This window comes from Corynebacterium gottingense (assembly GCF_002285125.1).
Taxonomy (GTDB): Bacteria; Actinomycetota; Actinomycetes; order Mycobacteriales; family Mycobacteriaceae; genus Corynebacterium; species Corynebacterium gottingense.
Window position 1 is genome coordinate 104,586 of record NZ_NSGN01000005.1, and the last position, 11,794, is coordinate 116,379.

At 62.7% G+C, this 11,794-nt stretch carries 10 protein-coding genes; all 10 read right to left on the minus strand.

All coding sequences use genetic code 11. The features are described 5' to 3' along the window. Nucleotides 1-29: 29 nt before the first annotated feature. The 10 genes from CKJ82_RS06445 to CKJ82_RS06485 all read right to left on the minus strand — a co-directional run bounded on the left by CKJ82_RS06445 (nucleotide 30) and on the right by CKJ82_RS06485 (nucleotide 11,755). Nucleotides 30-1,553 (minus strand): ABC-F family ATP-binding cassette domain-containing protein, encoded by a 1,524-nt coding sequence (locus tag CKJ82_RS06445; RefSeq protein ID WP_095275695.1) that lies wholly within the window; start codon nucleotides 1,551-1,553, stop codon nucleotides 30-32. Between the two features lie 231 nt (nucleotides 1,554-1,784). Further along, nucleotides 1,785-3,083 carry a pyridoxal phosphate-dependent aminotransferase gene (locus CKJ82_RS06450; protein ID WP_095536039.1) on the minus strand — a complete coding sequence of 433 codons (1,299 nt, stop codon included), beginning with the start codon at nucleotides 3,081-3,083 and terminating at the stop codon, nucleotides 1,785-1,787. Between the two features lie 9 nt (nucleotides 3,084-3,092). Next, on the minus strand, nucleotides 3,093-3,725 hold the full coding sequence (locus CKJ82_RS06455; protein ID WP_095537483.1) for a DUF1707 SHOCT-like domain-containing protein: 633 nt from the start codon (nucleotides 3,723-3,725) through the stop codon (nucleotides 3,093-3,095). Between the two features lie 66 nt (nucleotides 3,726-3,791). Continuing rightward, nucleotides 3,792-4,742: a substrate-binding domain-containing protein gene (locus CKJ82_RS06460; protein ID WP_095537484.1), complete on the minus strand. Its 951-nt coding sequence runs from the start codon at nucleotides 4,740-4,742 to the stop codon at nucleotides 3,792-3,794. Nucleotides 4,743-4,758: 16 nt separating this feature from the next. Beyond that, nucleotides 4,759-5,055, minus strand: coding sequence for a hypothetical protein (locus tag CKJ82_RS06465; protein WP_095537485.1), 297 nt, complete (start codon nucleotides 5,053-5,055; stop codon nucleotides 4,759-4,761). Between the two features lie 9 nt (nucleotides 5,056-5,064). Further along, nucleotides 5,065-6,360 (minus strand): Na/Pi symporter, encoded by a 1,296-nt coding sequence (locus CKJ82_RS06470; protein ID WP_095537486.1) that lies wholly within the window; start codon nucleotides 6,358-6,360, stop codon nucleotides 5,065-5,067. A 111-nt stretch (nucleotides 6,361-6,471) separates the two neighbouring features. Beyond that, the gene (locus CKJ82_RS06475; protein WP_095537487.1) at nucleotides 6,472-8,352 is read right to left on the minus strand and encodes an ABC transporter ATP-binding protein; all 1,881 of its coding nucleotides are present in this window, start codon (nucleotides 8,350-8,352) and stop codon (nucleotides 6,472-6,474) included. Further along, a complete protein-coding gene (locus CKJ82_RS06480) occupies nucleotides 8,349-10,052 on the minus strand; it encodes an ABC transporter ATP-binding protein (RefSeq protein ID WP_095537488.1) in 1,704 nt (567 codons plus the stop codon). Before CKJ82_RS06480 ends, CKJ82_RS06475 begins: the two co-directional genes overlap by 4 nt. A 28-nt stretch (nucleotides 10,053-10,080) precedes the next feature. Beyond that, complete coding sequence (locus CKJ82_RS11635; protein ID WP_038592731.1) at nucleotides 10,081-10,875, minus strand: ABC transporter permease; 795 nt, start codon at nucleotides 10,873-10,875, stop codon at nucleotides 10,081-10,083. Continuing rightward, nucleotides 10,856-11,755: an ABC transporter ATP-binding protein gene (locus tag CKJ82_RS06485; RefSeq protein ID WP_095537489.1), complete on the minus strand. Its 900-nt coding sequence runs from the start codon at nucleotides 11,753-11,755 to the stop codon at nucleotides 10,856-10,858. The genes CKJ82_RS11635 and CKJ82_RS06485 overlap by 20 nt, the downstream gene beginning before the upstream one ends. Nucleotides 11,756-11,794: the final 39 nt, after the last annotated feature.

Here is an 11,794-nt window from a genome sequence, read left to right on the forward strand (position 1 = left end):
GAACTATTTTCGGGAAGAGGCCCATAACATCAGGTCAAATCATCGATGGAAACTTCCCTGTCAAGGTTCATACGCTCACAGAAGTCTTCGTCGTGGCTGACGAGAAGAAGCGCACCTGCATAACTCTCAAGAGCGGAGACAAGCCAGTTCACGGTTGAGATATCGATGTTGTTGGTGGGCTCGTCGAGAAGCAATAGCTGCGGAGCAGGCGACGAAAGAAGAACACGGGCAAATTCAACGCGGAAACGCTCACCACCCGAAAGCGTTCCGATAGGCGCGTGCACAGTCTCATTCTGAAACAACAATTGCGCGAGTTGGTCCCGAATATACTGCGGATCAGCAGACGCGTTGGCCTCCGAGACCAACTCCAAAACTGACCGGTTGGGATCAAGAACAATGCGCTGCCGGAGGTACCCCACATTCCTAATCGCGTACCCCGCGTCTCCGTCTGCAACAGAGTTGAGCAGGGTCGTCTTTCCGCTGCCGTTCGGTCCAGTGATCCGGACACGCTCGGGGCCCACAACAGTGAGTCCTGGGATCTCCACAACGCGGGTTCCGTTCGGAAGCGCCGTACCGGGAAGCTCAATGTACACGTGTTGGTCGTCGCGTACCTTGTCTTGCGCGTGACGATACTCAGCGAGAGACGACTCCACAGACTCGGCATGAGCCGAACCACGCCGAGCAGCAGTCTTCTCAGACCGATCCTTGTCCAGCCCCATCGCCATGCCAGGTTTACGATTGTTAGCAGCGAACTTCTTTCCGCGACGAGCGTCCCGAGCAATGCGAGTTTGCATTGCCTCACGCTCTCGAACCTGCCTACTGTGAATCGTCTTCTTGTCCCGCACCTCCCGCATCGCTGCTTCCTGTTCATTGGCCAGAGCTTCACGGTAGACGGAGTAGTTACCGGGGAAAAGACGAAGCTTCCCGTCGTGAAGTTCTGCAATTCCGTCCACGGAATCCAACAAGTCGCGATCGTGGCTCACCACAATCGCAGGAACAGTGGATTTGGAAAGAGAGCGGATTAGCTGGGCTTTCGCTTCCGCATCGAGGTTGTTCGTGGGCTCGTCCATGACAATGAAATCGGGGTTGTCAGCCATGAGCGCAGCTAGTGCAACACGAACAGCCTCTCCACCGGACAGGGTAGACAGCGGCCTAGCCAGGTTAAGCTCGAGTCCATGAGCTGACAACACAGCCCGAGTCTCTTCGGCAGCATCCCACCGGTCACCGATGAGCTCGAACAATTCGGGATTGAACTGGCCACCTTCGATGGCGTTGATTGCCTCGATGATTTCGGTGATCCCAAAGACGTCTGAAACTGTAGTGTCCGGTTGCAGTCCAAGATCCTGAGGCAGGTAAGCGATTTTCGACGGGCGCTCGACCGAACCAGTGCTCGGTTGCAGCTCGCCGAGGATGACCCTGATCAGACTCGTTTTTCCGGAACCGTTATCGCCGATCAGGCCGGTCAGGTGACTTGAAAAAGTGGCGTTCAAGTCCGAGAAGCAGGGGGATCCGTTAGGCCACTCGAGGGAGACGTTATTCAGGGAAATAGGCATGCTCATTCAACTTTCTGTTTCGTGTTAGGCGGAAACACGGAACTTGAGCACGGCCTATTCCTTCCTTCGGGGACAGTTCCTCGTCGATACTATGACAGTGTCCGTCGGGGGTCAAGGGTTTGCGCTGCTGTAAGTCGGGATAGGTGATGGTTTGAAGGTGGACCGCGGCTGACAGATTGCGGCGGAAGCGGAAGGACCGGCAGCGGCACCCAACCACCAACAAAGGGACCCCTAGTGCTGGTGGTAGTCGGCGAGGAAGTTCCCCAGCCGCTCTAGGGCGTTTTCCAGCTGCGATGCCCACGGCAGCGTGACCACGCGGAAGTGGTCTGGGGTGGGGTAGTTGAAGCCGCGGCCCTGGACCATGAGGATCTTCTCGGACTTGAGCAGGTCGAGCATGAAGCGCTCGTCGTCGTGGATGCCGTACATCTCCGCGTCGATCTTGGGGAAGCAGTACAGCGCGCCTTTCGGCTCGACGACGGAAACGCCAGGGATCTCGCGGAGCTTCCGCACGGCGACGTCGCGCTGCTTGTGCAGGCGGCCGCCCTCGGCGGTCAGCGAGTAGATGGACTGGCGGCCGCCGAGCGCCACCTGGATGGCGTGCTGACCAGGCACATTGGCGCACAGGCGCGTGCCGGAGAGCAGGTCGATGCCCTCGATGAAGCCCTTCGCGCGGCGGCGCGGTCCGGTGATGACCATCCACCCGGCGCGGTAGCCGCAGACGCGGTACGCCTTGGACAGTCCGTTGAAGGTGATGGTGATGACGTCGGGGGCGACCTCGGCCATGCAGGTGTGCTGGGCGCCGTCGTAAAGGATGCGGTCGTAGATCTCGTCGGCGAAGATCATCAGCTCGTGCTCGCGGGCAATGTCAGCGATGCCCTCGAGGGTCTCGCGGGAGTAGACGGCGCCCGTCGGGTTGTTGGGGTTGATCACCACGATGGCCTTCGTTTTGTCGGTGACCTTAGAGCGGATGTCCTCCAGCGATGGGTTCCAGTCGTCCTCCTCGTCGCACAGGTAGTGCACGACCTTGCCGCCGGCGAGGGTGGAGGCCGCCGTCCACAGCGGGTAGTCCGGGGCGGGGATGAGGATCTCGTCGCCGTCGTTGAGCGCGGCCTGCGTGACCATGCTGATGAGTTCGGAGACGCCGTTGCCCAAATACACGTCGTCGATGTCGCAGGGCGGGAAGCCGTCGATAAGCTCATAGCGCGTGACCACGGCGCGGCGGGCGGACGTGATGCCCTTGGAGGTGGTGTAGCCCTGGGAGGTGGGGAGGTTGGCGATCATGTCGCGCATGATCACGTCCGGCGCCTCGAAGCCGAACACGGCGGGGTTGCCGGTGTTCAGCTTGAGGATGGTGTGGCCGTCGCGCTCCATCTCCTCCGCGGTCGCGGAAACGGGCCCGCGGATGTCGTAGAAGACGTTTTTGAGCTTGTCGGCCTGGTCGAAGTGGCGGTGTGCACGCTTGCTGCGTGTCGACGCCACCGTCTCGGGATTGGCTGGCTGGTCTGGGTTTTTGGGATGTTTCTTGGCCATAGGGCCATATTAGTCGCGGCGGCGGAACCTGTTGAGGGATTCTTGCGCAAAGTTGAGGGTATCGCCGGTGAGTTGGTCGATCTGCTCGCGGCGCTCCGCCTTCCTGCGCGCCGCGTCGTAGGCGCGGTCCGCCTCCAGCTCCAGCTGCTTGGCGCGCACGAGGCGGCGCTTGGAGCGCTCCATGTCCCGCAGCGACGGCGAGTACCAGGAGTCCGGCCCCACCTTCATCACGTAGAGCAGGATGAACAGGACCGGGATGACCGCGAGCACGGCGGGGAGCGAGGCCGCCCCGGCGAGGGTGATGCTGCCGATGGTGCCCAGCCAGAAGATGCCGGCGCGGGTGCGGCGGCCGGAGCGGCGCGCCTCGACAAGCTCGCGGGCGGTGAAGACGGGCACGTCGTGCTGGGCCGCCGGCATACCGGCGCTGGAGCCCATGACGGGCGCCTGGGGGATGTCGGCGAACAGCGGCACGAGGTCCGCACGGGTCTGCGCCTGGGTGCAGTACTGGCAGCGCTCGTCGTACTCCCCGAGGGTGAGGCGGCCCTCGCTCAGCGCCTCCCCGAGAGCGGACATTGCCTCGGTGCGGTCCGCGTCAGAAAGCCGGATGTGCTCCGGCTCGGAGGGCTGGAAAGCGCTGCTCATCGGGGAAATGCTCCTTACAGTTCACAGAACGAGTAACGGCCCCACCATAGCACTGCGGGAGGTGACCTAGGCGCTCCACCGTTCGTCGGCGCCGGTGACGCGGTCGTGAAAGCGCGTACGGGCGTCGTCGTACTCCTGCTCGGGCAGCTGGTAGAAGTACACGCGCGGCAGTACTCCTTCGACGCGGTCGAGGTAGGTGCCCATGAAGTCCGCGAGCGCGTCGTTGCCGTCGAGGGCCTCGGCGCTGACGTAGACGAACAGCGGCCTGGACAGCGGGTACTCGCCCTCCTGCGTGGCTTCGCGGGAGGGGGAGACGCCGTCGATGGTGACGTTGTCGATCAGGTCGCGGGTTTCGCCGTCGGTGGCCAAGTAGTTGCCAACGCCCATGAAGCCGATGCCGTTGGGGTCGTCGGCGATCCAGCCGGACAGCTCGTCGATGTTGTCGGTCGCTTCGTAGTCGTCGCGGATGGTGTCGCCGCCGAGGACCTTGTCCTTGAATACCTCGAGGGTGCCGGAGCCGTCCGGGCGGCCGTACAGGCCAATCTCCTCGTCCGGCCAGGACGGGTCGATGTCGGACCACTTGGTCACCGGGGAGTCCGCCGCCCAGATGTCGTGGAGCTGCTCGGTGGTGAGGTCGTCGGCCCAGGTGTTGTCGGCGTGTTTCACAATGGTCACTGCGTCGAGCGCGATGGGCAGCTCGATGAACTCGACACCATTGTCGCTGCACTGCTGCTGGAACTCCGCCGGGATGGCCACGGAAGAGTCATTGAGGTCGGATTTGCCGTCGCAGAAGGCGTCGAACCCGTCGGTGGAGCCGTCGGCGGAGATGCGCACGTCGTGGTCGGTGCGGTCCGCGATGAAGGAGGTGATCGGCTCGACGGTGGCGGAACCGGTGACGCGGATCGCGCCGCCGGAGACCGTGTCATTGCCGTTCTCGGCGTCGCTGCCCGCGCAGGCGGTCAGGCCGGTCGCCGCGAGGGAGAGCGCGGCGGTCAGTGCGATGAATTGCTGCTTCATACGTGCTGTGCCTGCCTTACTGGTGCTTCTTGGTTGCTTCGTTGCGGAACTCACGGAAGAAGGTGAGCACGTCGCGCCAGCGCGGGCGGGTCATCTCCAGGTACTCCGGGATCCGGTTAAGCTCCTCCAGCTGTTCCGGCGTGAGGCGCTCGTGGTCCGTCTTGCGGCGCATCTCGAGCTCGGTGCGCAGGACGCTCGTGGTTTCTTCGAGCTCGTCGATGAGCTGCTGGAGTTCGTTGTTCGGCGCGTCGGCGTCGATAAGCTCCTGGGCGCGCTGGCCGGACTTTGACTGTGCGTTCTCGGGGGTGGTCATGGGGGCTCCTTAGAAGAAGACGTTGGTGATGAGGACGGCGAGCAGCGGGAGGGCGAAGAAGACACCGCCGACCCAGAGGAAGACGTACCACTTGTTCTTGTCCGCCATGGTGGCCAGCCAGTCTGCGCCCTTCGGCGGGATGGCGCGCAGGAACGGCAGGCTCATGATGACCAGGGCGCTGAAGACGTTGAACATGGTGTGCACGAGTGCACCCTGCATTGCTGCTTCGGCCTCGACACCGGAGGCGGAAAACGCGGCGATCAGACCGGTGATGGTGGTACCGATGTTTGCGCCGACCACGAACGGGAACAGATCCTTGACCTTGAACTTGCCGGATGCTGCCAGCGGGACGGTCAGGGAGGTGGTGGTGGAGGAGGACTGGACGGCGGTGGTGATGAGGGCACCGGAGAAGATGCCGGTGATCGGTCCGCGGCCGAGGGCTGCGTGCAGCATTTCTTGCGCGCGACCCACCAGCAGGGCAGAGAGCATCTTGCCGATGTAGCCGATGACCACCAGGATCAGCGCCACGCCACCGACGGAGAGCACGATGCCACCCCACACGTCGCCGAGTGGGCTGACGATGAGCTTCGCCAGGTTGACCAGCGGCTTGGTGATCGCGTCGACGCCGTTGCCGATCGCCTCGAAGATCCCGGCGAGCACGCCGTCGCCCTCACCCGCGAGAGAGCCGGCGAACACACCGGAGACCTTGGACAGGAAGCCGGTAAAGATCTCCAGCGGGAAGAAGATGGCCAGCGCGAGCAGGTTGTAGAAGTCGTGCACCGTGGCCATGGAGAACGCGCGGTGGAACTGCTGCTTGTTGCCGGACAGGCCGAGTGCCACCAGCGTGGAGGTGACGGTGGTGCCGATGTTGGCACCGAAGAGCATGGGCACCGCCACCTCCAGCGGCAGGCCGCCGGCGATCATGCCGACGGTGATGGAAGTGGTGGTAGAGGAGGACTGCATGATGGCGGTGGCGAGGATGCCCACCGCCAGGCCGACGAACGGGTTCTCTGCAAAGGAGAAGAGCTCCTTCGCCTGGTCGCCGGCGGCCATCTTGAAACCCGCGCCGATCATGCCGACGGCGTTGAGCAGCAGCCAGATCGCCAGGACGACGGAGATCCACTCTGCGGCCTTTTTGGCGCCACCGCTCAGGGGCAGCCAGCTAAGCGGGTCGGTGGCCGGCTCGTCGTCGGCGTCTGCGGGCGCATCCGTGTCCGCGTCGGGTTTCGTCTTGGTGGCAAGGGCGGTGCTGCCGGTTGCCGCCTCGTGCGCGCCGGTCTCGGCGTGCTTGGCATCTCTGCTCATGTGCGCTCTCAATCAACGTCGTATGGACTTGGTCGAGAGTGCACCTTAAGAGCAAAAAGCGGAATTGCTGTGTATTTCTGGTTAACTTCCGGGGAATTGTATAAAGGTAGCCTAGCTATGTGAGAACTGGCTCTGGTACAGCTCGTAGTACGCGCCCTTGCGTTCGAGCAGCTCCTCGTGCGTGCCCTGCTCCACGATCCGCCCGGCCTGCATCACCAGGATCACGTCCGCGTCCCGGATGGTGGACAGGCGGTGCGCGATGACAAAGGAGGTGCGCTGGGCCCGCAGTGCGTTCATCGCCCGCTGCACCAGCACCTCGGTGCGCGTATCCACCGACGAGGTCGCCTCGTCCAGGATGAGGATGCCGGGTTGCGAGAGGAACGCGCGCGCAATGGTGATCAGCTGCCGCTCGCCCGCGGAGATGGAGCCGCCGTCCTGGTCCACGATGGTGTCGTAGCCGTCAGGCAGCGCGTGCACGAAGCGGTCCACGTAGGTCGCCTTCGCGGCCTCGATGACCTCCTCGTCCGTCGCGTCGAGGCGGCCGTAGCGGATGTTTTCCATGATCGTGCCCTTGAACAGGACCGCGTCCTGCAGCACCATGCCGATCTGGCTGCGCAGGTGGGGGCGCGTGAAATCGCGGATGTCGTGGCCGTCGATAAGGATTGCCCCCTCGTCCACGTCGTAGAACCGCATGATCAGGTTGACCAGCGTCGTCTTGCCCGCGCCGGTCGGCCCCACGATCGCGGCGGTCTGCCCCGGCGCGACGCGCAGCGAGAGGTCCTGGATCAGCGGCTCGTCGGTGTAGGAGAAGGACACGTCGCGGAATTCCACCAGGCCTTCGGGCCGCGCGCTTGTCGACGCCCCCTCGACATCCGCCACCTCTTCCTCAGCGTCGAGCAGCTCGAAGATGCGCTCCGCCGACGCGACGCCGGACTGGACCATCTGCATCATGCCGGCGATCTGGCCGAGCGGCTGGTTGAACTGGCGAGAGTACTGGATGAACGCGGTGGCGTCGCCAAGCGTGAGCTTGCCCGAGGCGACTTTCACCCCGCCGAGTACCGCGATGGCCACGTAGGAGAGGTAGGACACGAACTGCATGATGGGCTGCATCGAGTTGGACAGGAACTGCGCCTTCTGCGCGGCGCCGGTGAGCTCCTCGTTGCGCGCGTCGAAGGTGCGGCGCAGCTCCTCGGTGCGGCCGAAGATGAGCGCGACGTCGTGGCCGGAGAAAGCCTCCTCAACCTGGCCGTTCACGGCGCCGGTGGCCTTCCACTGTGCGGCGAACTGCTTCTGCGAGCGGGTCCCCACCACGCCCATCGCCACCGCGGTGAGCGGGATGGCCAGCAGCGCGAGCAGGGCGAGCCGCCAGGACAGCCAGAACATCATGACGATGATGCCCACCAGGGTGATCACCGCATTGAACATCTGCGACAGCGCCTGCTGCAGCGCCTGCTGGACGTTGTCCACGTCGTTGGTGGTGCGGCTCATCACGTCGCCGCGCTGGCGGGAGTCGAAGTAGTTGAGCGGCAGCCGGTTCAGCTTCGTCTCGACCCGCTCGCGCAGGTCGTAGATGGTGCGTATGGTCAGCCGGTTCAGCAGCGCGCCCTGCGCCCACATGAGGACGGAGGAGCACACGTACAGGGCGAGGATCACAATGATCAGCTCGCGCAGGTGGTCAAAGTCGATGCCCTCGCCGGGCCGCAGGTCCATCGCCTCCGCCATGTCGGCGAAGCGGTCCTCGCCGGCGGCGCGCATGCCCTCGACGGCCTGCTCCTTGGTCACCCCGCCCGGCATGCGTGCGGAGATCGCGCCGGAGAAGATCACGTCCATCGCCCGGCCCATCACGCGGGGCGCGTACACCGACAGCACGACCGATGCGGCGTTCATCACAAAGACCGCGATCAGCGCGATCTTGAACGGCGCCAGCAACCCGATCAGCCGCTTCGCCGAGGGCCAAAACTGTTTCGCCTTCCGAGGCTCTTGCTCACTCATGCCTGCACCGCCTTCTGGCTCTGCTCAATTTCCCGATACGTCTGGCTGCTTTCCAGCAGCTCTTCGTGGGTGCCGCGTGCCACGATCTCGCCGGCTTCCATCACGAGGATCTGGTCGGCACCGCTAATCGACGCCACCCGTTGCCCCACCACAATCACAACCTTGCCCGCGGTGTACTCGGTCATCGCGGCGCGCACGCGCGCGTCCGTGGACGCGTCGAGCGCGGAGAAGGAATCATCAAACAGGAACACGTCCGGCTGCGCCACCAGCATGCGCGCGATGGAGAGGCGCTGGCGCTGCCCGCCGGAGACGTTCGTGCCGCCCTGCGAGATCTCCATGTCCAGGTCGTCGACGAAGTCGGCCTGCGCCGCGCGCAGCGCGTTCCACAGCTCCTCGTCCGTCGCGTCCGGGTTGCCCATCCGCAAGTTCGAGGCGACGTTGCCGCTGAACAGCCAGGGCTTCTGCGGGACCATGGAGACACGCTCGACGATGTCGGGGCGGGCCAGGTTGTCGATGGGGGTGGCGTCGAGAAGCACTTGCCCCTCGGTGGCCACATGCAGGCGCGGGATGAGGCTGAGCAGCGTCGTCTTGCCCGAGCCGGTGGCGCCGATGATCGCCGTGGTCGTGCCCGGGCGGGCGGTGAAGCTCACGCGCTTGAGAACGGGTGCGTCGGCGCCGGGGTAGGTGAAGGTGACGTCGCGGAACTCCACCTCACCGGTGCGGGCGGTGGGGGAAGTAGGGCGCGCCGGCTCGACGATCTGCGGGGCGTGGCCCAACACCTCCGCCACGCGGCGGGCGCACACGATCGCGCGCGGCAGCATCATCAGCATGAACACGCCCATCATCACCGCCATGAGGATCTGCATGAGGTACTGCATAAACGCGGTGAGCGCGCCCACCTCTACCAGGCCCTCGTCCACGCGGTGGCCGCCGAACCAGAGCACCGCTGCTGTCGCCAGGTTCAGGATGAGCATGATGACCGGGAACATGGTCACGAATACCCGGCCGATATTCAGGCTGAGTTTAGTGATCTGCTGATTCGCGTCTGTGAACCGCTCGGTCTCGTAGTCCTCGCGGGCGAACGCGCGGACCACGCGGATGCCGGCGATCTGCTCGCGCAGCAGGACGTTGATTGCGTCCAGCCGCTTCTGCATCTGCTTGAACAGCGGCATAAGAATCGCCACGATGACGCCCACCACGACGGCGAGCACGACCACCGCCGTGACAACGAGCCAGGACATCCCCGCATCCTGGCGCAGGGCCATGATGATGCCGCCGATGGCCATGATGGGTGCGGCGACCATGAAGTTCATGAACAGCAGGAATGTCATTTGCACCTGCTGGACGTCGTTGGTGCCGCGGGTGACTAGGGTGGCGGTGCCGAAGCGGGCCATGTCCTCGCTGGTGAAGCCCGATACTCGGTCGTAGACGGCGGCCCTGATGTCCCGGCCGGTCTTCATGGCCACCTGGGAGGCGAACCACACCGCGCCGATGGCCGCCACGATCTGGATGAGTGCGACGATGAGCATGCGCAGGCCCACGTTCCAGATGTAGGGCACGTCTGCGCGCGCGACACCGTTATCAATAATGTCTGCGTTGAGGTCCGGTAGGTACAGCGTGGCGAGGGTGGTAACCAGCTGGAGTATGAGCACCGCGAAAATCTCACGACGATAGCGAGCGAGTCGGCGGAACAGATCCATCTAGTCTCCTGAATTCACAGAAACGGTCTTACCTCGCAGCTCGATCACGCTGCGTGCCAACCACGGCAGTGACCAGAGCCAAAAGCGCCAGAACCATAGTTGGGAAAGCGAATCGTCTCTCGGGCTCAAGGTCCACCCACTTTCCAAGCGAAACGTGAGGCAACCAGTTCGAAGCACGTTCGGACAGCATTGAGGCTAGCAGGGGTTCTGCAACAACGAAGTAAGCTACGAGTGCAACCAAAACGACGACCCACCGTCTTAGCAGTGTTGCTGCCGCAAATGCGATCACGGCAACGGTGGCGTAGAGAATGGATCCGCCCAGGATGACGGTACCAAGGGGCGCTTCGGGGGTGAGGCTTGGTACTTCGGCTTGCCTCAAACCTGTCGTCAACCCGGCGATCGATAATGCGGTTAGGATTGCTCCGGTTATTAACGACAAAAGTACCAGAGATAGCGCCCGAACGGCGAAGATCGTTCTCAAACGCCGCGCCGCGACCGCAATATTGAGCAGAGCGCCCGATGAGAGCTCGCTTCCAGCGAAAAGAACGCCGTGGAGTGAAGCGGCAAGTGGCGCTAGTAGATAGATCGAGGTTGCGGCGAGATCCAGCTTCTCCGGATCTTCTGAGTCGGGCCCGAGTGCTGCCGTGGTGTCGATCGAGACCGCACCGGCATCTGAGGAGGCCCCGCTTGATGCCATGACTGCGGCGTATGACAACAGTGCGGTTAGTAACGGCACAACTACGAGTAGAGCAAAGACTCCCGGATGAAGTATCCACCTTCTGGTTTCGACTTTGACCACCGTCTTACGGTCTGCCGTGTGCATGAAACTGATCCTCCAAAGTGTGCTTCTTCGTCTCCAGATTCAAGACCGGAATGGAGTGCTCCTCCATTAGGGTCCGTAGGGTTTCGACATTCTGATCGTCCACCTCCAGCACGCCAGGGCTGTGCGAGCCAGTTCGGACACGCCGATGATCAATGATGGAACTGATCGCCTCACTCAGTTCCGGCGGATAATGTACTAAGAAAGTTTTCGCTTCCCCCACGTAGCTAGCGAGCTCACCAGCAAAAATCATTCTTCCGCGTTCTAGGTGGATGATGTGGGAGCAAAGGGTTTGAATTTCATTGAGGTCGTGGCTTGAGATTAAGACAGTGCGTTCGTCAGTTGGTAACTGCTCTATGAGGTTTCGCATAAGCAGGCGCCCCTGGGGATCTAAACCGTTCATTGGTTCGTCAAGAATGGTCAGGAGTGAACCATTAATCAAAGCAGCACCAATTTGCACCCGTTGACGGTTTCCAAACGATAGCGTCCGAACTTTTCTCGACGAATACTCACCCAACGACAGGGATTTAATCACGTCCTTGACTTCCTCGTCCGTTCGCCCAGTCAGTTGACCAAGGTATGTCAAAGTTCGTTTGACTGACCAGCGCGGCCAAAGCGCCATTGCGTCGATTGCAGCTCCAGTCCCGCTCCCTATAGTTTCGCTGGAGGCGAGGTTTTTCCCGAAGAACTCGATTTCCCCGTGGGAAGGGCGTTCGACTCCGGCAATAAGGCGTAGAAGTGTGGACTTTCCGCTACCGTTCGACCCCACAAGACCCACTACTGTCCCTGCGGGGACCTCTACATTGATGTCATCGAGTGCGAGAGTCGAACCATACCTCTTGCTAAGATTAGAAAGTTTTACAGCGACTTGAGGTGTTTTCATCTAAGTACCATTCGTAGGCAAGTAGCCCCGCTTGTAATC

Coding starts and splice junctions, on each gene's coding strand:
- CKJ82_RS06485 (WP_095537489.1), bottom strand. CDS start 11,755: ATGAAAACACCTCAAGTCGCTGTAAAACTTTCTAATCTTAGCAAGAGG.
- CKJ82_RS06445 (WP_095275695.1), bottom strand. CDS start 1,553: ATGCCTATTTCCCTGAATAACGTCTCCCTCGAGTGGCCTAACGGATCC.
- CKJ82_RS06470 (WP_095537486.1), bottom strand. CDS start 6,360: ATGAGCAGAGATGCCAAGCACGCCGAGACCGGCGCGCACGAGGCGGCA.
- CKJ82_RS06450 (WP_095536039.1), bottom strand. CDS start 3,083: ATGGCCAAGAAACATCCCAAAAACCCAGACCAGCCAGCCAATCCCGAG.
- CKJ82_RS11635 (WP_038592731.1), bottom strand. CDS start 10,875: ATGCACACGGCAGACCGTAAGACGGTGGTCAAAGTCGAAACCAGAAGG.
- CKJ82_RS06455 (WP_095537483.1), bottom strand. CDS start 3,725: ATGAGCAGCGCTTTCCAGCCCTCCGAGCCGGAGCACATCCGGCTTTCT.
- CKJ82_RS06475 (WP_095537487.1), bottom strand. CDS start 8,352: ATGAGTGAGCAAGAGCCTCGGAAGGCGAAACAGTTTTGGCCCTCGGCG.
- CKJ82_RS06465 (WP_095537485.1), bottom strand. CDS start 5,055: ATGACCACCCCCGAGAACGCACAGTCAAAGTCCGGCCAGCGCGCCCAG.
- CKJ82_RS06460 (WP_095537484.1), bottom strand. CDS start 4,742: ATGAAGCAGCAATTCATCGCACTGACCGCCGCGCTCTCCCTCGCGGCG.
- CKJ82_RS06480 (WP_095537488.1), bottom strand. CDS start 10,052: ATGGATCTGTTCCGCCGACTCGCTCGCTATCGTCGTGAGATTTTCGCG.